This window comes from Vulcanisaeta distributa JCM 11217 (assembly GCF_001316005.1).
Taxonomy (GTDB): domain Archaea; phylum Thermoproteota; class Thermoprotei; order Thermoproteales; family Thermocladiaceae; genus Vulcanisaeta; species Vulcanisaeta distributa_B.
The window spans coordinates 171088-191617 of the sequence record NZ_BBBJ01000001.1 but is presented as its reverse complement, the minus strand read 5'-3'; the positions used below and the strand labels follow the sequence as shown (position 1 = coordinate 191617).

Genomic DNA, 20530 nt, shown 5'->3' with positions numbered 1-20530 from the left:
CCTACTTACCGCCTAACCAATTGACTAAGCTTGATTGCCTTGTGAGAACCCTAATTACGTAGGACCTAGATACCCAGGTACTTATCGGTAATTTTAGGAAACCTGCCACGTACCTTAATGCGTCACTTAACTCGTAAAACCTTTCATACGGTCCATTAAGCATCGCCCTAATGTTCTCCCTAACCCACCAAACACCAATTGGCAGGTTAAAGCCTGGGTAAATCTCACGCCATAATATGACAGCCGCCTGCCTACGCATTGAACGTAATGCCTCAAGTACGGCTATCCTAGCTGCGTAGTAACAACCACCTATTGACGGGTAGTCATCACGCCCCCAGTAACCCTCATAGTCAAGCTCAAGAACCACATCACCACCCCACACATTCCATGTGGAGCCAGGCCACCAGGCCTCAGCCCACTCATAAAGCCAGGTGTGCGGTGCCAGGATCCCTATGAAGGTATTATCCTTGAAGCTCCTCACGTAGACCCTATACTCACTTATGAGTGGGTAATCACGAACCTCACCGAGCAGTTTATCGGAGATCTGCTTATCAACGGCGGTTATCGACCACCTAGTCGGCACAAGTCTCCTCCTCTTACCAACACCAAGGGCACCCACGCTTAGTAGCTTGATATGTGGTGCACATCAATGCCGTGGCTATACAGCGTCCATATAGCCTCCGTAGTGCTTAAATCCGTGTCGCCGTAAACCTTATCAACTATCCTTGGCGGTGGTGGTAACGAGCTAATTCTTAATTCCTGCAATGGCGCTGATGGTCCAAAGGGTGGTGAATGCTCATCAAACACGTACTTAGCGCCCACAGGTTTCTCAAGTATTAACTCGGAATCCACCGGCTTGTTCGATAACGCCATAACCTGTATATCGTGTAAAGTCCTGGAAGGGTTCCTAGCATCCTCAACCCTAGCCCTGATAGATCCCCTAATTAGCGATAGCCTACTTGATATGAAGTCCTCAAGTCTCATGCTTAGCCAGGTCTTTGGGTTCTCGAGATTGCTGGTATCGCCATGGATGGGCGGTGCTGCTGGGTATACATTAACCCTTGGGTAACCAATACGCCCAATGAATATGCTTGGTGGTGAGGATCCATCAATGCGTTCCTTATTAACGGCATTCTTAAGCGTGTACCTGGCGCGTAGTTCCGCCAGGACTGGGCAGTAAGATAGGCCACATAGGTTGTATTCTCCTCTGCATCTAATGCATAGTGCCGGGTTTATCCGCACCTCAGATAATCTAGCCTTAAAGCAGTATATAGGTGTTTCGATTATTCTCTTCGTGAGCGGGAACCCTTAAAAGGCGCTTCGTGAATTTCTACGTCAAACCTATGAGTAGGGCTTGGGTGAATTAATGAGGTGTGGCAGGGAGGTTTTGGTGGCTAGTGGATTTGGTTATTTCGTTAAGTTGATTAAGAGGAGATGTATTGTTGGTGATGGTATGTCCATAGTTCATGTCGATCCTAGGGTGGTTGGTGTTTGGAGGAATGGCGAGTTAGTGGAACTTAATTATGATTGGAGGGCTTCGTTCATTGATTATGAGTATGGTGTAATAACGGTGATCGTTAGGGATAAGTCACTTGAAACGGTCATTAGGATTAGGGGGTAGTAAAATAATTGATGCGTTCACAATGGAGGTTAATTAAGCTCACTCAGGCGGTATCTCCTTAAATAGCATATTTACATCAATGCCCTCCCTCCTAAGCCTGTAAAGCCTAACTGCGTAGTAAATCGTAATGCCAATAGCAAATAATGCCGCGAAGAACCCTATTATGTAGGCGTTTATTGACGGTACAAATAGGTATGCCATTGGATTCATTATCTCCTCATAGGCTATCCACGCGAATAATGCGGTCATGTAAATGCCAAGCACAGCCGTTCCTTTCGACTTTGTTCTTATACCAAGCACTACGGCCGTTATTGTTATTATCATGAAGTACATGAGTATCGTGACCAGGGTGCTCACGTCCATTGTCGCCGATAGCAACGGAACAATACTGAAATTGTAGAGATACATTATCACGAGGGTTATTACAAGGTCAGTTATATGGGCTGTAATGGGTGTGTGGGTCCTTGGACTTACGTAAGCAAGGAATGACGGCAACACCCTATCGAAGGATAGGGCCAGTAGGTACCTGGCTATTTGTATTATTAGGACTGAGACGACATTTATGTACCAGGTGAATGATCCAATGGCTATCAACCACTGAAGCAGCGGATTCCTCAATGCCATTATGAGTAGGGCCTGTGGATATGGAGGTGGTAATGAACTCGGCCAGGAAACACCATTGGCGACGCCGTAGTATATGGCGAATAATCCATCTAACCTATTAATGCCTATTGACGATATCGTAATCCAGACACCGAGAATTAAAAATACAGCACTCAATGCATAGGTTCCAAATATCGCTATAGGCATTGCGCTACCCCCCCTCCTAACCTCACCACCAACCGATAGTATGAAGTTTACGAAGGGAAATACGTAGGCTAGGTACGGTATTAAGTATATTGTGTCCATAATCATGCCATTACTCGGTAATTCCCCTGATACAGAAATCGCCTGGCTAAGTATATTGGGTGCCGTGGTCTCTATGGCATTAATTATTTGCGGCGCATAAACACTGAGTAGCGCTATTGTTAACGCGAATGTTACTATGCCAAACAACGAGATTGCGGATGCTAAGTATGTACCTGCCCTTGATGAAACGATATTAATTAATACGAGAATTGTAAATATCACGGAGCCTATTAAGAATATCATTAATGGGCTACTCATTAATGAGTTACCAAGGGATACGAGGCTTGGTGCATTATCTGAGATGCCTATTGCCAGTATTGCAGGTGCTAATCCCGTGATTAATCCAAGGCTTATTAATACGGCATTGAAGAACATCTGATCTACTGCAAACATGAACATGGTTGCGAAGCCTATTGATGGGTGTAGATTCCTTGTTATGAATACGTAGTCACTGGCTGTCCTGTAATATGTAATGCCTACCCTATTAAGTAATATCGTTAGTGGTAGAAATAATAATGCGCTAATGGCTATGGCAATTAATGGATTTCCTCTTGGGAAATTGAACATGCTAGATATCAACAGTATAAACCCTGATTGGAAGGCTATGAATGCAGTATTCATTAGTAGGGCTGTCCAAGGACCAATTTCCCTAACGAGTCCCGTGGACTCCCTAAGGAATGGCGTTGGTTTCTTCACGGTCCAGACCTGGACTAAGCACTTTAATTTCTTTTCTGCACAAGTGAAATTACGACTTCATTGAGTACTCCCTAATAACCTGCAGCAACTCACTATGATGCTTCTCATCATCCGATATACCCTTAAGCAACTTAACAATAAGCTTTGAGGCTGCACGGTGCTTCGCTTCAATCCTAGTACTAGTTATTGGTAGGTAACTCCTTAATAGGAAGCTGTAAACCCTCACCGCATTATCCTCATAACCCTCCAATTCATTTAACTTATCGATTATTACGTTCGTGACATCATAATGAACCTTCTCCATGGAACTTATGTAGTCAATTAGGGACTTCGTGTGGGTTATGGCCTCCTCAATACTTCCCTGCAATGAGGTTAACGTCTCCATATCAAAGACCTTCTTTGGCGGGCATTCATGAATCAACTCCTTTATTGTGGTCAATATGTAATTATGCATTGCAGATTCAATGCTTATCTTCCTCATTATGGCGCTTATAAACGGTTCATTAGTGCTTGAGGCAGCTATGCCGTATAAAATGGCTAGGTACCTCTCGAGTTCCCTCATCATATCAATTATCTTAGATAATTTATCATTAGTATTGCCATTATGCATTTGCATTCACGTATGCTGATTTATAAGGGTATAATTTATTTTTTCTTCCTTAATTCACGCGGTATGAGGGTCGTAATAATCGGTGGCGGTGCCGCTGGAATGAGTGCGGCATCCAGAATAAGGAGATTGAAACGCGACTTTGAGATTGTGGTTTTTGAGAGGACGGGCATGGTTAGTCATGCACCCTGCGGTATTCCTTACTACCTTGAGGGGGTTATTTGATAATTATGAATTATTCATGCACTACACACCCGACTACTTCAGGAGGGAGAGGGGTATTGATGTTAGGACTAATGAGACCGTCATTGAGGTTGGCCCAGGTTACGTAGTCACGAATAGGGGTAATAAGGTGGAGTGGGATTACCTAGTACTCGCCACCGGTGCCGTACCAGCAATACCGAGCATACCAATTAAGGGAGATCACGTATTTACTGTGCATCACCCAGCAGACGCCATTGTGTTGAGGGAAGCCCTTAATTCAATGCATAGCGTTGGCATTATTGGTACTGGCTACATTGGACTTGAGGTTGCCGAGCGCTTAGGTTTAGGGGTAAGGAGGTGCTGATGATTGGTAGGTCTAATTATCCACTACGTAAGTCCCTGGATGAGGATATGGGTAATATCGTTATAAATGAGTTAGTTAGGCATGGCGTGAAGTTACAATTGAATGAGAGAATAATCGAGATTGATTACCAGGGTGGTAAGCAGATAGTAATTACTGATGGCGGTAGGTACGTTGTTGATGCCGTAGTACTCGCAACGGGTATAAAACCAAATGTGGAATTGGCGAAGCAACTCGATCTGCGCATTGGCGAGACAGGTGCCGTGTGGGTTGATAACCGCATGAGGACGAGCATTGAGAATGTCTATGCCGCGGGTGATGTTGCTGAGACCAAGAACCTAATAACTGGCGAGCCATACTGGCACCCCCCCTTTGGGACTACGGCTAATAAGATGGGGGGGTTCGTAGCAGGTAGTAACATAGCTGGTAAGCCCATGGCGTTCCCTGGAGTTGTCGGCACCTCAATGACCAGGTTCATGAACCTATACATAGCAAGCACGGGTTTAACAACGCAGGAGGCAATAAGGCATGGATTTAAAGCGAGAAGTGCCGCAATAACAGCTAGGACTAAGGCGAGGTATTACCCAGGCGGTGGTTATGTTACGATAAAACTAATAATTGATGAAAGTAGCATGAGAATCTTAGGTGCTCAAGTGCTCGGTGATGATGGTTCCTATGTGCTTGGTAAAATCGATACATTAGCGGCATTAATGGCTAAGGGGGGCAACCGTTGAGGACCTATTCATGAGCGACCTAGCCTACTTACCTGCCGTAACCCAGGTCTGGGATCCACTAATAATTGCCGCGAGGCAGTTCCTCAGGGTTGATGCATTCTTTTATATTTAAATAAATTTAATTATTTATAACTAAATGCTAGTATTTTTAGTGAACATACATATGCCTATTTAAGTAAAAATATAGGACGCATCACTATATAAATTGTTAATTCACTAGTTATGTGCGATGGTAAACCAACCCATACTTGGAGCACCAACTGATGTTAGGATTGCGACTGCTATAGGCGTCTTGGCTCATGTATCAATGGCATCAAGTTTCTTAGGTACAATTTTATTAGCCGTAGTTGCTGAATACCTATACATTAGGAACCATAATCAGTTCTGGTATAATACTGCTAGGACGTTCTCGGTGATATCAACAATATTCTTTGGTGTTGGTGCTGCCTTCGGCACGCTTGTTGAGTTTGGCCTAGTTACTTTGTGGAGCAACTTCATATCAGTTATTGGTGAGGCCATAGTGCTTCCATTTTACTTGGAGTTATTTGCATTCCTAACTGAGGTAATTCTATTGCCGCTCTACGTATTTACGTGGAATAAGATTAAGAACCAAGTCCTTCACTGGATAATAGGTATAGCCGCAGCATTTGGTGGATACTGGAGTGCTTACAACATATTGGCGGTCATGGCATCATTGAGCATGAGGCCGCCAGGTCTCGAAGTAATTAACCTATACCAGGCCACTGGGCAGAATGTGGTTGGTTTAACGGATTACGTAGTTAAGTGGGCCTCGCCGGCTGATGCTTGGAATATGTTTTGGTGGGGCGCCAACGTCTTCATATTCCACGGTATACTAGCGGCTGTCATACTTACCTGGTCAATAATAGCCGCGATATACCTATACCTATACATACGTGATAGGAAACCGGAGAGATTAATGATGCTTAAGATCCTAGTGCCAACAGTGGCGATTCTAACTGCAATACAGGGATTCGTAATTGGTCACCTACAGGGTGAACTTGTTCTGCAGGATGACCCACTTAAGTTGGCGGCTCTAGAGGGCATGTTCTGGAGTGGTCTCAGGGTTGATCCATTAACGAGCTTCTTTGCCTATGGTACATTCAACCACGCATTCTGGGGGGGCTATTATAGCTGGCCGGCTTATGAGAGGCCGCCGGCCTCGTGTTTGTTTTCTACTGGGTCTTCATGGTAATATTCGGAATATTACTTGGTATATGGAGCGGCGCATTATCGCTTTGGTACTTATTCCCAGGATACTTTGGTCGTTTTGGCTGGGCTAGGACATTGGCAAACTTCTTTGAGAGGAGTGGCGTTTATTTAATGCCGTTCTTCGCAGCCTTTGCATCAATTGGCGGCGCAGTTGCGGCTGAGTCAGGTAGGTATCCGTTCATACTTGTTCAGGCGGATCCCAATCCAAATGGTGGTCCACCAATAATTACTGGCGTACCCGTTGGACTAGGCGGTTTACTAAATCCGACGCTTTACTTCCCGGTTTGGTTAGCGGTGCTTGTGTTAATTGTTGAAGTTGCCATGCCGTCATTAGCGGTGTTCATGGTTTACCTATACCTAAAGAGAGCGCCTAAGTACGAAGAAGCTGCGGTAAAGACTGTGGAGTATTGAGGTGGTGGGTATGGTCTCGGCAACAGACATTGCCGTGGGCTTAATCGCCTGGGCCTTCGCCGTTCACCTGCCCCTGGTCTATACAGTGCTTGGCCTTGGGTGGATATTACCAACGCTTGAGTTGATTGGTTACAAGCGCAATAAGCAGGTCTATGTTGACCTGGCACACAATATGGCTAATTACCTAATTACTGTTTACGCAATTGGTGGCCTCTTTGGTACGATAATAACCGTGTTCCTTGCAGGCCTATTGCCAATATTCACGAACATAGCTGGGGCCTTACTATGGCCGGTTTGGGGGCGTTGCCATAGTCTTTGGCGTTGCCATAGCCCTACCCTTCATTGGCTTCTACTACAGGGGGGGCTTTGGTAGGATTAGCCCAATGAAGCATGTTGCTGTTGGTTATGGCATGGCTATAGCACTTACGGTTATACCAGCCATGTTTAGGCTCGTCTTCGCCTTCATTAATTACCCAGCCGGTGTTGAGGTGTTTAAGGATACCTCATCAATTGTCGGCTTTACCCTAGGCATTAATTGGTCCCAAGTATTCCTAAACCCGACGTATGCTCCGTTATTCCTAGCGACGCTTTTTGGCGCAATTGCAATGACTGGGATACTCATAAACTCCATATTTGGGTGGAGGTACTCAGTCGATAAGAGTGAGTATAGGCTGGTTGGGTATAAAATCAGTAATTGGATAAGCCTAGTATTTGGTGTTTTCTATGCAATATTCGCTGGATTGTACCTCTATGAGGTCTACCAATACTCGCCAACGGTTGCCTGGTCCATATTCGGTAAACCACCTGCATACCTACCATCAAGCCTATACCCAGTCTATGAACCAACCATGATATTGACCAGCATATTCTACATGGATATAGCCCTAGGCCTAATACTACTCATACTGATAGCTCTATCCTTTAAGTTCATTAATAGGTCAATCTCAGCCCTTAAGCTAGTCCTTGTATTGCTCTTGATGGTTAGTGCCGAGGTGATGAATGGGCTGGCTCACCTACCCTACGCAATAGTCCCGCCATTATCTGCGGTACCCGTGCTTGTTAAGGCGTACGGCTTACAATTCACACTCCAGGTCGCCAATACATTGAAGGTCTCCACATTATTAACACCTGAATTAAACGCCCTGGTGCAGTTAGTGTCCGTGCAGCCCGGGTTACTTTACGGTAGTTTTGTTGTCTTTGCCCTATTTAATGCGTTGCTACTTTACGTCATTTATGCCGCCCTCTCATGGAAGTGGACACCACAGACGCTTAGGGTTGAGAGGCAGTAATTACGTTAATTATCCTCCTTATTAAAATCATCACTATATTTCTCACATTCCCCCCCGACATAGCCATCGCAATCCCAAAGTAAATAATCAAAGCCATTAATGACACAACAACCACCTGTATTAATGAAATAATAATGCTTGGGTAAAGCGTGAACCTCACCACATGCACAATAAGCGCTAAAACAGCTATTGAAAGTAATGATGGCAATGCGTAATCCAGCACTAATGCCCTGCCATTAAGCACGGATTTAAGGCTACCCAACTTAACGAATCTAAACCCCCCCAGCGCAGCAGTGTTTGCGAATAATGATGATACTAATGCACCAATTACTGCGTAGTACGTGAATCCCAAGCCCCCCCTAAACAATAGAATTAGTGGTATCATCGTCGATAAATAAACAACGGTGAAGATAAGCTCAGCCAAGTGCGTATGTAGGATAAGGCTCCTTAGGTAGACACTGGGCCTTATTTCACGGGTATCCTGAATATCCCTCTTATCAACACCCTGCATCACATTACTAATGAATTGATTAACATTGCCCAAGACACTATTCACTGCAAGAAGTATGACGGGTAGTACCAATAGGTTTATCTCACTCCGTAGGCTTGGCCTAACAAGATTTATGTAGATACCGGGGAAGAACGACAGCGCCAATGCCACGTACGTTGTTATTAAGAGCAATATTAAGAGGTCCCTATAGATTATGCTCAGTCTCCCACGTTCAAGGAGCTCTCCATAGGTGACATTAATGAGCGTACCACTGTAGCCAAATGGCTTGCTGAGTATGAAGATCACGTACCAAATACCCAACTGAGCATAGCCGAAGATGCCTATGAACATCGCATCAAGGGACCTAAAGGAATTAATTGCGTAGCCCATTAAAGGCACCCAGGATGCGCTAAGGACCTCCCTTAGGTATCTGTGGGTGTTATGAACATGAATATTATACCTCAATGAGTATATGAAGGCGTACAGCGATGGTATAAACACTATGAAGAACGTTGACCACAGAATCACCTCTATAGTCCATCCAAGAGCCATTATTACTGGTATGGCAATGAACTTAGTAACTGATTGAATAATGGACGTTACCACGAACCTACTCCTATCCTTAACCATCAATATGGAGTTAGTTATGGATTGTAGGTATGACGTTATTTCCGATAGCACCGCTATAATTAAGACAAGCCAGGCATAAGGCCCCATCTTAGACCAAACACTCGCTAAGTAGGCTATGGTTAGGATAAATGTAATTAGGTAAAAGATTGATGATACATTTATGGCAGCCACAATATTCAGCCCATTATCCCTAGCCGTCAACCTTGGGTAGGCAAAGCTTATCAGTGCCGTTGGTAGGGTTGAGAAGGCTATTGTTGCATTAAGTAATGATAGGAGACCAAGACCAGCCGTTGGTATCTTCCTCGTGATGGCAATGTTATATGTAAAGCTACTTAATAGAGCCAGTAATGATGCCAGGACAGCCATCGTCCTTATGCTCCTCGCCATTAACGCCGAATCTACGTATTAATTACTAATTTAAAAATTCCTCACATTAATCTGTTACGTTATTTTAATCATAAATCTTTTCTATCACGATAATGATTATTCATTAATGCTAATATTAGTACATGGATCGCTGGGGCTTGATTACCTCATTCATAATGTACTGCCAAGTGATGATTGGGTAATATCCATGGTATGCCCAGGAAGTAGTAATGAGACCGGTATAGACGTTGAGTTAAGCCTGGGATTATCATGAGGGTTGCATTAATGTGGAGTAAAATACTTGATTTAAGGGATGATGACCTAAGACTACTCCTTGATTCACTCACTAATTCAACGAGGCTCTATGATGCCGTGAACTACGTGATCGAGACATACATGGACTACAACGCATCAAGGCTTTACTACTTCATGAGGTTGATGAGCATGCTAAACATATGGAGACCAATGAGCAAGGGTTGTATAAATGTCCCATTGATAGAGCCAATAAAGTCATTAGTAGCTGCAGTCGTACTAGCTCATTTTGCGTCAAATATAATTAAGGGATCAGCCTTACTAGCCACGGACTTTATAGATGAGGTTAAAGACGTATTACAGGAGGTAAGGGGGCTTGGTAATATCTACGTGTTTTCTAATCACATACCACGGGATGTTGGCGTATTTGATGAATTAATAGTGACATCATCTTCAATTCCTCAGGAAGTCTTTGGCAAGTTAATTAGGATAAGCAGTGGTTCAAGTTCTGAGGTATTAATGAATAGGCTTGGATTAAGCACCGCACGTAACAACTTTGAGTTCAGTAGGGAGGTCTTGAACGACATTGATTTAGAGATTTTAAGGACGGTTAATGAGCTTGGCTTTACAACCATGGCATCACTAATTGATATGATAACCCAATCAGCTGCGGTGACTAGGAATGACGTTATTAAGGAATTGATTAAATTATCAAACATGAACCTAATTAAAATTAGGTATCTAAGTGATGGTAGAGCCATAGTCACACCAACCGTGGCAGGTCTTAAATTATTAATAGCTAAATAAGCCTTATTACCATTAAATATAACCTATTTACTTAATTATTGATGATGAAAACCTATAGAGAAGAATTTATTAATTAGATAAATCCTGGTAAAGCCGATGCCACCCAAGTGGTACTGGCCAATAGACCCAAGCAATGTTCCCAAAATAGTTGTTGAACCACCAGGTCCTAAGGCTCAGGAAATAATAAAGATGGATGAATCACTAATAATGCAATCCTTTGGCCGGTGGTACCCACTGGTTATTCAGCGGGGTTATGGACCTGTTATTGAGGACGTTGATGGCAATCTATACATTGACTTTAACGCTGGCATTGCGTCATGAATGTTGGGCATAGCCACCCACGGATTGTGGATGCGATAAAGCGGCAGGCCGAGTTATTCACGCATTACAGCATGACCGACTTCTATTATGAATTAATTGTTAAGCACGCATCAATGCTCAGGGGGTATCGTACCAATAAGTGGCGATAAGCGCGTATTCTACACGAACTCAGGTACTGAATCGATTGAGGGCGCAATGAAGATATCGCGTGGACACTTCAGGAATCAGAGGCCATACATAATTGCCTTCCTGGGCGCCTTCCACGGGAGGACCTACGGCTCTATGGCATTAACCGCCAGCAAGCCAATACAGAGGTTTGGTTTCAACCCGATGCTACCTAACGTAATACACATACCATACCCATACCCCTATAGGTGTCCATTCGGAAAGAACTTAACCGAGGAGGAGTGCGGTGAGGCCGTTCTCGGTTACCTAGAGGATTGGATATTCGGAAAGATGGTTGACCCAAGTGAGGTGTCGGCTATATTCTTCGAGCCAATACAGGGTGAAGGTGGCTATGTAGTTCCACCGAAAAACTTCTTCCCTGGTTTAAGGAAGATCGCTGATAAGTACGGCATATTACTCGTGGATGACGAGGTGCAGGCCGGATTTGGCAGGACCGGTAAGTGGTTTGCAATTGAGCATTGGGGTGTCGAACCTGACATAATAACGATGGCCAAGGCGATAGCTGCCGGCTTACCACTTGGCGCCATAGTTGGTAGGGCAAACATAATGGACTTACCAAAGGGATCTCACGCAAATACCTTTGGCGGTAACCCGGTAGCTTGGCAGCAGGTATTGAGGTCATAAATGTAATAAATGATGAGGACTTGCTGGTGAATGCACAGAGGTTGGTGATTACATTAAGAAGAGATTTATGGAGGAGATGGACCGCGTGGAATTGATTGGCGATGTGCGCGGTCTCGGTCTAATGATCGGCGTTGAACTTGTTAAGAATAAGAAGACTAAGGAGTACGCAACAAAGGAGATTGAACAAGTACTTTATGAATCATTTAAGAGAGGCGTTGCGTGATTAGTGCTGGTAAGTCTACTATTAGGATCGCACCACCGTTAAACATACCCATGGAGCTCGCTGAGAAGGCTGTGGATATAATAATTGATGTTATTAAGAAGGTTGATAGGGAACGCGTTAAGTAACCTCTTTAATTTACCAACGCGTCCTTCAAAACCTCCTTCTCTTCCTCCAGGTACCACTCGAGTACGTAGTCATGCCTATCCGCGTAGTTCCTGGCATATTCAAAGGCATTTTTCCAATCATTATCCTCATAGATTATTCTCCAACCCTCCTCAATGAGTGATAAGTCCTCAGACTTACCACTGACTAGGATCCTACCCATCCTCCTGTTTATGAAGACTTTATACCTGCCAGTCATCATATCACGTATACGTGTACAGGTTAAAAAGTCCTATCAGGTTTTTATTTAAAGAGTACACTGAAACTTTCACTGAACTTACGCAGAATTCACGAAACGACTAATGATGCTCACGTACTTATAAATATCATCAGGGAATATCAACAGGTAAGTAACATCACCAAGTCTCTCCCTAACTCTTAGGAAGGCTTGAAAGACAGCGCCGCTGCTAAGGCCAACGAGTAAGCCCGTATTCCTAGCCACGGTAATGACACCCCTAATAGCCTCCTCAAGACTAACATCAATAACCTCATCAACAGCCTCACGAACCCACCTAGTCCCAGACTCTAAGCGCTTAATGCCAGGTATTGCACTACCTGCCGTAGGCTCAACACCAACGACATAAACACGGCCAAACTCATCCCTAAGCTCCTGGCGATACCAGTTATATGCCCACCGGTGCCAATACCCGCGATTAACACCCTAGGCACCTTACCAACACTCCTGAACTGCCTAACAATTTCCTCACCAGTAACGTAATAATGACCCTCAGGATTATCAACATTCTCAAACTGATTAAGATTAATCGCCCCACTCCTAACGGCCTCCTCATTAACCCAACGCCAAAACTCCTCATCAATCACATCCCTATCAACCCTAACAACCTCAGCACCCAAGACCTTGAGAAGCACCTCAGTGGCTTCGGGCAAATGCTTCGTAGTATAAGCCCTGTACTTAAACCCATAAACATTAGCTAAAGCCGCTAAAGAAATCGCCACATTACCCGAGGAGGCCTCAAAGACAAGGCGATCACGTAAATCATTACTTAAGTACTTACGGAGCAGGAATTGCACTGTTCTGTCCTTAATACTCCTACTAAGTGGATTGAAAAACTCAAGCTTGGCCCATACATCTCCAAAGCGATCAAGCCTAACAAGGGGGGGTGTTGGGTAAAAACTACTTATGAAATCAACTACACTAGGAAAAACATTATTACCATCGCTGCCTGCAAATACCAACACCTGCCATACTAATCCGCAGGAATAACTAGTCCCTTAAAAGCATTATTTCAGATTTCATTGTTGAAGAATTGCTGGTATACGAGTTCACGATTTTCATTATGAATGATTGAAAGAGAAAGTGTGGATGTACGGAATCCCCGCGGTTCGTCCGTCCACATTCATTGGGGGGGACCGCCACGGTCCTCTCTGGGACTGTCGCGGTATTAATGCATTAGTGGCCATGCTTATAAGTCTTTGGGTTCCTTTAAAAGAAATTGTTTTAAAGGGGGGGTTATTTGTACGTGGCTTGATGGTTGAGGTCATTGTTAAGGAGTTGCCTGAGAGACCTAGGCCTGGTGAGAAGGTGCAATTGCCTAATGGTGAGACTATTAGGGTTAGGCATGTTGGCATTCCTTGGCTTCTACCGCCTAAGAAGGTTTGTAATGACCCTGAGTGCCCATGGCATGGCCACCTAAGTGTTAGAGATCAAGTCTTCACGGTCGTTGTTGAGAGGGTTCATGGCAGAACTGCAACCGTTATCCATGAGTGGCTGCATTATGACCCTAAGTATAAGAGGTATGAGAGGAGGAGGAAGAAGATGCATGTTAGGGTTCCTCCATGCATCGATGTTAAGCCTGGCGACATTGTTTATATTAGCGAGACCAGGCCTTTGGGTAAGACGGTTAGGCATGTCGTTATTGGTAAGAGGGAGGATGTTACGGAGGTTAAATCCCAAGTTCTCAGGCTTGAGCAACAGCAATAACCCTTTAATAATCCCTCAGACTCAATGCGCCTAATGCTCTATGACGCACATACTCACCTGCATGAATTCCTTGACAACAGGATCGCGGAGTTCGTTAAAGAGATAACTATTGCAGCCGTTTCTGATGACTACCCATCATCAAGGAGAACAATTGAGTTATCAAGTAATTACGAGAATATCATACCATGCGTAGGCATTCATCCCTGGAATGTGGATAAGGTTGGGCTTGATGAGTTAAGGCAGGTTGAGAAATTATTATCTGAGGCCAGGTGCATTGGCGAGGTTGGGCTTGACAGGAGGTTTGTTCCTCAAACCTTTAATAGGCAGGTTGAGTTCTTTCAAACATTCGTTAATTGGGCTAGGGATTATGATCTGCCACTTAACATTCACGCACCTGATGCCTGGAGGGATGTTCTTGAGATGGTTAGGAGAGCTGACGTGGATAGAGTCCTATTTCACTGGTATACTGGGCCTCTCAACCTTATTCAGGAGTTGAGAGACTATGGCTACTACATATCGATCAACGCGGCCATAAAGATTCAGGAGAAGTCAAGAATTGTGGCTAAAGAGGCGCCGCTTGACATGATTCTCCTAGAGAGCGATGGACCATACGAGTATAGGGGGGGCATTACACTTGAGCCTCCTATGGTTAGGGATGCCGCGAGAATTGTGGCTGAGATAAAGGGTGTTAGTATTGAGGATTTGTGGGATGCCGTTGGTAGTAATTTCTCTAGATTGTTTAACCTGTAATACTTAACCTATTTATTAATTGATACTCTATGTCCGTAACCACGTACATGCAGTATCAATAGTAATAGTTATTAAGACCCCAATTAAGCTTAATTCCGTATGGCAGAGAAGACAGGACCATTCCAGAAGGTCGTTGTTGATCAGGACATATGTATCGGCTGTGGTGCCTGTGTGAGTGTGTGTCCATACCAAGCGTTGGAGCTTGATGAGAATGGCAAGGCGAGGCTAATATGGGATCTATGTAAGGATGACTTCAGCTGCGTACCAGTATGTCCAGTGAATTGTATATGGAAGACCAGCGAGGCACCGGACTCAGCCAAGGGTAAGGCCAATTGGTACAGGTTCAGCAAGGCTTTGAGCGATGCGGAGAAGAAGGAGTTTGAGGATTGGAAGGCTAAGTACAAGATCGCCTGGTCACCTGCATAAGGCTTGGTTTTTCATTTAATCAAATGTTTAAATTCACTATTCTCTCCATGATAGAAAGATTAAAACAGTGGTGCACTTTCTAAGCCTACCGTGATGATAATCGATAAGTTGGATAAGGAAATACTCAGGGAAATCCAGAAAGATGGTAGGTTACAATTAAGTAAATTAGCGGAGATCCTTAATAGGCCAAGAACTACAGTGGCCACGAGATTAGCCAGGCTTGAAAGCGATAAGGTGATAACATCATACAGAGCCGTAATTGACCCATTAAAGGTCGGCTTCTCACTCCTTGCCTTCGTGCTAATTAGCGTCAGGAGAAACGCACCAAGTGGTGGTAAATCAGCCCAGGTACTTCTTATCGAGAAGATTCTGAAGGATAGCGATAATGACCCCAGACTACCTTGGATCGAGGAAGCCTACGTAATAACCGGCCACTATGACCTATTACTTAAGGTTTGGGCTAAGGACCTCAAGCAACTCAGTTACTTCCTAATTAATTACTTGCCGACGCACCCCGACATTGCACAGACGGAGACCATGCTTGTGCTGGAGCTTGTGTCTGATTGGAGGGACAGGTTGTTACCAATTGATAAGGTGCTTCCTGACTAGGATCAGCAAATAGTTGGGTTCCTAATCTCATTCAATATATTAAGCGCCGCCTTCCTCGGTGTCTCACTATTGATTATTGACCTACCGACAATCTCGAAATCAGCCCCATTGGCTATCGCACATCCAGGCTTGCCACCCTGAACACCAACACCCGGCGATAGCACTTGATAATTATTACCGACCATCGACCTAACCTGCCTTATAATACTTGGCTTCGTTGCGGGAACTACGAAGCCACTAACACCAAGACTCATGCCAAGTGTTACACCATAATCAAGGTTCTTATCGTATAACTCACCGCCAGAACTCATGGAAATCAGCAAATAAGAATCAACGCCTAGTTTATGCGCCGTACTCACAGCAACTGCTAAGTTATCCCTACCTGCTACTGCATGCATTATTATGCCATTAATGCCCAATTCATGGGATCTCCTAACCACGTACTCATTAATATGCGCTACATCACCGAGCTTAAAATCAGCCAGGAAATACTTACCAACCTGCTTGTTAATTCCTTAACTCCCTGAGGCCCAATAGTTAGTAATTGATGCCAACCAATCTTAACAGCATCAATTAAATCACTAATTTCATTTAAGAAAATGATTGATCTCTCCGCATCCCAATCAACGTCAAACGCCAGGATAAGCCCTGTATGTCTCTGTATCATCAGAAAATAATTAAAAAATGGTTTTATTTAACAATTTTAACGCAAAATGCTTACTTTCTCTCCTCCTTTATCGCCCCCCCCATTTCCCTTAGCACTACCTCTAGGTCCCTTGTTGGTATTCCGCTTCTTACGGACCAGTAGAATAGTATTAGGGCGATTATTGCTGCGGTTATTGTGTCGTATGGGAATGGTAGTGGTGGTGACTTCCAGACGCTGAATGGTCCAACGAAGTCGAGTATTAACGTAGTGAATAAGACCCCGAGGACCCACCAACCAGCCCTAATGTGCTGCCTACCCTCCTCATTAGACCACATGCGGATCACGTAAATGAAGGCCACGGTAACTGCAAGCATTATTACGACGTAAGCCACGAATGGCAGCACATACTTCATACTCAGTGGTAGTGGACCTATGGAGTTGTATGGAGTGATTATGTCGTAGTAAATGAGGAATATCGTAGATAATGCCAAGATAATCCAGTAAATAATGCCGAGAATCGCGGCGTTACTCCTCTTAACACCAAACCTATTGGACGCGGTATACATGAAGAATAGAGGTAAGCCGGCAAGAACCAATGCCGTAACACCCCCCCACATAGTCGTAAAACCAGACCAATACGGTATTAGGTAGGCAAATATGAAAGCTAAAGCACCAAACACGTATGGGCAGGTAACTTAAACGGCCTAGGAGCTTCAGGCGCCGTCTTTCTAAGCACAACAAGCGTTGATCCAACAACGACGTATGATAATACCGTTGTTGAGCTTATGAATGTTATTATGTATACCCATGCTGGGTATGGTATTAGGAATAACGCACCGACGAGCCAGGCAGCGATCGTCGACCACATTGGTACCTTCCACCTATTAAGCTTTAGGAACCAGTCGGGTAAGTGGCCGTCGGCAGCCATTCCATAGAATGTCCTTGCCGATGTACCTGTGTATATCCAGCCTGTGCCGGATGGCGAGACTATTGCGTCAATTAGTAGGACTATGCCGAAGGCCATTAGTATTGGTATTCCACTTATCTTCATTATCTCATAAAACGGCCCACTACTTAGCACTGTTGATGTTAGGTCGGCCCAATCACCAGGCTTAAGGCTAAGCTTAGACCAATCAATGGCACCAATAAAGGCAACCTGAAGTAATACGTAAATTGCCATGCATATCAAGAAGCCCACCACAGTACCTAGTGGCAGATCCCTTTGTGGATTCTTAGCTTCACCGCCATACTCAATACCCTGCCTAAAACCTAGATAGGCGAATACAATACCAGTTGTTGGTAATGCCATGAACACAGGCGCCCATCCGTATGGTACAAAACCACCAGGCACTGCCGTGAAGTTCGCAGGATGTAGGAATAAGCCGAGTAATAGGACCACCGTGAGTATTGGTATTATTAGCTTCCACCAACCAACACCAGTATTCGTCTTACCCATAACATGAACACCAAAGTAATTAAGGAGGAAGAAGAATGTTAGGAAAGCAAATGCCACAAGCCCACCCTCAAGGGTTAAGACACCGGTTGGTGTGAGGAGACCAGGGACGTAGGATGACATGTACGTGACCACAGCCTCAGCCTCAGCGGGTGCCACTGTTATTGCGCTTAGGAAGTAGGCCCATGCAAGTATGAATGAGGCGAGGCTGCCATGGCTATACTGTGGATATCTCACTATAGACCCAGACTTTGGTATCATACCGCCTAACTCCGCGAATGAGAATGCCACGAACATTAGGAATATACCCCCCCCAAGTAGCCAGGAAATTATCGCCGCAGGACCCGCCGTTGCCGCTGCATAGAATGAGCCGAATAACCAACCACTACCAATTACTGCGCCTATTACTAGGTATGCAATATCGAACACATTTAACGCCTTCCTGAGCTGCTTATCCGTAACCTCAGCCTTCTCAACACCAATCTTCGGACCTAACTCAGGTGGGTTAGACATAACGAAATATAATATACTTTATTCTTCTTTATTAATTTTTCCCTTTATATTTATATTTATATAAAATGTTGCTTGTAATATATCAAATGATTTTTTCATTTTACAAATATATTATTTATAGCATTAACGTGTTTTTACATTCAATTTTATAATTTATTGATAAAATCATTCATCATTAGTTATTTATAAGCTCTCCTGAGATTAATCATTGAATGCTTGATAGGTGTTGTGTTGAGGTTGGTATTACGACAAGTGGAGCATCGGTTAGTTTAGTGCCGATTCAGTCTATAAGAAGGCTGAGAACCTGGCCTTGGAGGAGCAATTAGTCATTATTCATGATCCATCCCTCGAGGATGAGCTATTACTTGGTGTTGTTAGGAATGTGACGAAGCTCGAGCCCCTCATTAGGGATAGGGTTAGGTCGCCCTTCGTAGATAGGCCTGAGGTTCTTGATCAAACAATACTCATGCCCTTCACCTCAGCTGCCGTTAGGCTTTATGCGGCGTTGAAACCAAGCACGAAGTCGGTGCTTGAGGTTAGGCACGTACCGACACCAGGTTCTAAGGTCTTTGTTATTAAGGATGGAAAGTTCCTTAATGATTACGTAAAGTCCAACCTGCCAATTTACGTTGCAGTCATAAGTACAGTGGTTGGCCCATTAACCTAGATGCTAGCTTTGTTAATCAGCACGTTGGCGTCTTTGGAGCCACTGGCGTGGGTAAGTCCAGGCTTGTTAAGGCCCTAATTGAGGAGCTGGTTAGGGTTGGAAAGCACGTAATTGTCTTTGACCACAGTGGCGTAGATTACGCGCCGCATTTCAGGGATAGGGTAATAACATCTAAGGAAATTGCCATCTCACCACCAACAATAGCATCCGTAATCGCTGAGAAGGCCAGGCTTAATTGGCAGACCTTCGGTGAGTACCTAGAAGTCGCCGTGATTACATATGTGAGTGGTGATAAGAAAGTGAGGAAGCAACAATCGACTCAACTAATTGATCAACAGCCAAGCGCTCAAGCTAATCAAGTGGTTAAGTGGGATAAGGCGTTATTCACGAAACACCTAGTGGATAGTATGAGGGGGTTGGGCGCCAGGGATTCAACTGTTGAGAAGGCTAGGCTCTTCATTGACTACTTCATAGAAAATGAGTTCTTCGATGAGCTTAATAGGAGGACCTTATCGCCGATGGATATCGTAAACATGGCATTGAAGTCAAGCCCAATAGTCATTGACCTAAGCCTTGACCCTGAGCTTGTGGTTAAGCAGGCGATCGTCGCTGACGTCATAGATGCCGCCTGGAGGTTGGTCAAGAATAATAAGGCACCGCTTGACCTGGTCTTCGTCATTGATGAGGCCCAGAACTACGTGCCTGAGAATGAGTGGACGATATGCGGCGACGTCATTGAGACTACGGCTAGGGAGGGCCGTAAGTGGGGGGGCTTATCACTTATCGTTGCTAGCCAGAGGATTGCGAGGGATGTTAGGGCTAGCATCAGGGCTAACCTCGGCACAGTGTTCTTCAGTAGGTTGAGCGCCCAGGGTGACCTCAGGGAGATAGCCGCGTACATGGACTTGGCCGACGTGAGCGAGGCAACCCTAGCTCAGCTTGGTACTAGGGAGTTCTTCGTGGCTGGCCTAATGAACCCACTTAGAAAGCCAATACTGATTAGGGTTAGGGATGCCTAACAATCAATTCCTCGCTTACGTAATTCCTCCACAATCTTGATACCGAGCCTGGCAACCTCCCTATACTCCCTATTACCTATTATTCTCCGGATCACATTGATGTCGATTATGCCATACTGATGAACCACGATATTCCTAAACCTAACGATAGACCTATACCTACTAAACTCCTCATTACTGAGCAATCCAGCACCCACTAACTTATTACCGGCATCTATGTAGCCCTCAACCTCAAAGCCCATAGCAGATGCAGCCTTAACAGCCATATCAATGAGAGACTGAGCTTGAACCTGTAATAGGTATACGGCGGAGAAGTATTTATACACGTCCCCCAGATCATTAACACTTAAGTTATCCAGCAAAGATGTGTAATGAAGGAGAA

Annotated in this window: 23 protein-coding genes and 4 pseudogenes; 15 read left to right on the top strand and 12 right to left on the bottom strand. The window is 44.5% G+C overall.

Annotation, left to right across the window (positions count from 1 at the left end; genetic code table 11):
• Position 1: 1 nt before the first annotated feature.
• Positions 2 to 1242, bottom strand: a pseudogene (locus JCM11217_RS01125) (Nre family DNA repair protein).
• A gap of 124 nt (positions 1243 to 1366) precedes the next feature.
• On the opposite strand from JCM11217_RS01125, the gene JCM11217_RS01120 reads away from it, so the two are divergent.
• On the top strand, positions 1367 to 1621 hold the full coding sequence (locus JCM11217_RS01120; protein ID WP_243677925.1) for a hypothetical protein: 255 nt from the start codon (positions 1367 to 1369) through the stop codon (positions 1619 to 1621).
• 39 nt (positions 1622 to 1660) lie between these two features.
• Here JCM11217_RS01120 and JCM11217_RS01115 read toward each other — a convergent pair whose 3' ends face one another.
• The gene (locus tag JCM11217_RS01115; protein ID WP_054841794.1) at positions 1661 to 3226 is read right to left on the bottom strand and encodes an amino acid permease; all 1566 of its coding nucleotides are present in this window, start codon (positions 3224 to 3226) and stop codon (positions 1661 to 1663) included.
• A gap of 49 nt (positions 3227 to 3275) precedes the next feature.
• Entirely contained in the window at positions 3276 to 3791 is a 516-nt protein-coding gene (locus JCM11217_RS01110; RefSeq protein ID WP_243677924.1) for a hypothetical protein, read from the bottom strand.
• A 144-nt stretch (positions 3792 to 3935) separates the two neighbouring features.
• Here JCM11217_RS01110 and JCM11217_RS12370 point away from each other — a divergent pair.
• The 6 genes and pseudogenes from JCM11217_RS12370 to JCM11217_RS01095 all read left to right on the top strand — a co-directional run.
• A pseudogene (locus JCM11217_RS12370) lies at positions 3936 to 4676 on the top strand (FAD-dependent oxidoreductase); the annotation flags it as partial.
• A gap of 198 nt (positions 4677 to 4874) precedes the next feature.
• Complete coding sequence (locus JCM11217_RS12365; protein WP_243678027.1) at positions 4875 to 5132, top strand: hypothetical protein; 258 nt, start codon at positions 4875 to 4877, stop codon at positions 5130 to 5132.
• Between the two features lie 229 nt (positions 5133 to 5361).
• Positions 5362 to 6345: a cytochrome ubiquinol oxidase subunit I gene (locus JCM11217_RS01100; protein ID WP_243677923.1), complete on the top strand. Its 984-nt coding sequence runs from the start codon at positions 5362 to 5364 to the stop codon at positions 6343 to 6345.
• On the top strand, positions 6315 to 6773 hold the full coding sequence (locus tag JCM11217_RS12360; protein WP_243677922.1) for a hypothetical protein: 459 nt from the start codon (positions 6315 to 6317) through the stop codon (positions 6771 to 6773). Before JCM11217_RS01100 ends, JCM11217_RS12360 begins: the two co-directional genes overlap by 31 nt.
• A gap of 4 nt (positions 6774 to 6777) precedes the next feature.
• On the top strand, positions 6778 to 7146 hold the full coding sequence (locus JCM11217_RS12355; protein ID WP_243677921.1) for a hypothetical protein: 369 nt from the start codon (positions 6778 to 6780) through the stop codon (positions 7144 to 7146).
• A gap of 10 nt (positions 7147 to 7156) precedes the next feature.
• Positions 7157 to 8062 carry a cytochrome ubiquinol oxidase subunit I gene (locus JCM11217_RS01095; RefSeq protein WP_243677920.1) on the top strand — a complete coding sequence of 302 codons (906 nt, stop codon included), beginning with the start codon at positions 7157 to 7159 and terminating at the stop codon, positions 8060 to 8062.
• Here the strand turns inward: JCM11217_RS01095 and JCM11217_RS01090 are convergent.
• Positions 8043 to 9569: a hypothetical protein gene (locus JCM11217_RS01090; RefSeq protein WP_054841793.1), complete on the bottom strand. Its 1527-nt coding sequence runs from the start codon at positions 9567 to 9569 to the stop codon at positions 8043 to 8045. The two genes, JCM11217_RS01095 and JCM11217_RS01090, sit on opposite strands and share 20 nt — an antisense overlap.
• Before the next feature lie 106 nt (positions 9570 to 9675).
• Here JCM11217_RS01090 and JCM11217_RS12350 point away from each other — a divergent pair, with 106 nt between their 5' ends.
• The 3 genes and pseudogenes from JCM11217_RS12350 to JCM11217_RS01080 all read left to right on the top strand — a co-directional run bounded on the left by JCM11217_RS12350 (position 9676) and on the right by JCM11217_RS01080 (position 12086).
• A complete protein-coding gene (locus JCM11217_RS12350) occupies positions 9676 to 9822 on the top strand; it encodes a hypothetical protein (protein WP_243677919.1) in 147 nt (48 codons plus the stop codon).
• Complete coding sequence (locus JCM11217_RS01085; RefSeq protein WP_243677918.1) at positions 9819 to 10607, top strand: hypothetical protein; 789 nt, start codon at positions 9819 to 9821, stop codon at positions 10605 to 10607. Before JCM11217_RS12350 ends, JCM11217_RS01085 begins: the two co-directional genes overlap by 4 nt.
• A 96-nt stretch (positions 10608 to 10703) precedes the next feature.
• A pseudogene (locus tag JCM11217_RS01080) lies at positions 10704 to 12086 on the top strand (acetyl ornithine aminotransferase family protein).
• Between the two features lie 5 nt (positions 12087 to 12091).
• On the opposite strand, the gene JCM11217_RS01075 reads toward JCM11217_RS01080, so the two are convergent.
• The 3 genes from JCM11217_RS01075 to JCM11217_RS01070 all read right to left on the bottom strand — a co-directional run bounded on the left by JCM11217_RS01075 (position 12092) and on the right by JCM11217_RS01070 (position 13320).
• The gene (locus tag JCM11217_RS01075; RefSeq protein WP_054841792.1) at positions 12092 to 12325 is read right to left on the bottom strand and encodes a hypothetical protein; all 234 of its coding nucleotides are present in this window, start codon (positions 12323 to 12325) and stop codon (positions 12092 to 12094) included.
• Between the two features lie 75 nt (positions 12326 to 12400).
• Positions 12401 to 12565 (bottom strand): hypothetical protein, encoded by a 165-nt coding sequence (locus JCM11217_RS12345; protein WP_243677917.1) that lies wholly within the window; start codon positions 12563 to 12565, stop codon positions 12401 to 12403.
• Between the two features lie 83 nt (positions 12566 to 12648).
• Entirely contained in the window at positions 12649 to 13320 is a 672-nt protein-coding gene (locus JCM11217_RS01070) for a pyridoxal-phosphate dependent enzyme (RefSeq protein WP_243677916.1), read from the bottom strand.
• A gap of 292 nt (positions 13321 to 13612) precedes the next feature.
• On the opposite strand from JCM11217_RS01070, the gene JCM11217_RS01065 reads away from it, so the two are divergent.
• From JCM11217_RS01065 to JCM11217_RS01050, 4 genes are all read left to right on the top strand, one after another.
• A complete protein-coding gene (locus tag JCM11217_RS01065; protein WP_054841791.1) occupies positions 13613 to 14065 on the top strand; it encodes a 30S ribosomal protein S17 in 453 nt (150 codons plus the stop codon).
• Positions 14066 to 14098: 33 nt separating this feature from the next.
• On the top strand, positions 14099 to 14815 hold the full coding sequence (locus tag JCM11217_RS01060; protein WP_054841790.1) for a TatD family hydrolase: 717 nt from the start codon (positions 14099 to 14101) through the stop codon (positions 14813 to 14815).
• 99 nt (positions 14816 to 14914) lie between these two features.
• Positions 14915 to 15241, top strand: a complete 327-nt coding sequence (locus JCM11217_RS01055) for a 4Fe-4S binding protein (protein WP_054841789.1) — start codon at positions 14915 to 14917, stop codon at positions 15239 to 15241.
• Between the two features lie 93 nt (positions 15242 to 15334).
• On the top strand, positions 15335 to 15850 hold the full coding sequence (locus tag JCM11217_RS01050; RefSeq protein WP_054841898.1) for an Lrp/AsnC family transcriptional regulator: 516 nt from the start codon (positions 15335 to 15337) through the stop codon (positions 15848 to 15850).
• A gap of 2 nt (positions 15851 to 15852) precedes the next feature.
• Here JCM11217_RS01050 and JCM11217_RS01045 read toward each other — a convergent pair whose 3' ends face one another.
• From JCM11217_RS01045 to JCM11217_RS01035, 4 genes are read right to left on the bottom strand one after another with little or no spacing between them, the layout of a single operon-like run.
• A complete protein-coding gene (locus JCM11217_RS01045) occupies positions 15853 to 16302 on the bottom strand; it encodes an orotidine 5'-phosphate decarboxylase / HUMPS family protein (protein WP_243678026.1) in 450 nt (149 codons plus the stop codon).
• A gap of 5 nt (positions 16303 to 16307) precedes the next feature.
• Positions 16308 to 16517 carry a hypothetical protein gene (locus tag JCM11217_RS01040; protein WP_054841787.1) on the bottom strand — a complete coding sequence of 70 codons (210 nt, stop codon included), beginning with the start codon at positions 16515 to 16517 and terminating at the stop codon, positions 16308 to 16310.
• Positions 16518 to 16567: 50 nt separating this feature from the next.
• A complete protein-coding gene (locus tag JCM11217_RS12340) occupies positions 16568 to 17176 on the bottom strand; it encodes a hypothetical protein (protein WP_243677915.1) in 609 nt (202 codons plus the stop codon).
• Positions 17161 to 18462, bottom strand: a complete 1302-nt coding sequence (locus JCM11217_RS01035; RefSeq protein WP_243677914.1) for an APC family permease — start codon at positions 18460 to 18462, stop codon at positions 17161 to 17163. Before JCM11217_RS01035 ends, JCM11217_RS12340 begins: the two co-directional genes overlap by 16 nt.
• A 212-nt stretch (positions 18463 to 18674) precedes the next feature.
• Here JCM11217_RS01035 and JCM11217_RS01030 point away from each other — a divergent pair.
• Positions 18675 to 20148 (top strand): annotated as a pseudogene (locus tag JCM11217_RS01030) (ATP-binding protein).
• Here the strand turns inward: JCM11217_RS01030 and JCM11217_RS01025 are convergent.
• The gene (locus tag JCM11217_RS01025; protein WP_243677913.1) at positions 20145 to 20510 is read right to left on the bottom strand and encodes a DUF86 domain-containing protein; all 366 of its coding nucleotides are present in this window, start codon (positions 20508 to 20510) and stop codon (positions 20145 to 20147) included. The pseudogene JCM11217_RS01030 and the gene JCM11217_RS01025 sit on opposite strands and share 4 nt — an antisense overlap.
• Positions 20511 to 20530: the final 20 nt, after the last annotated feature.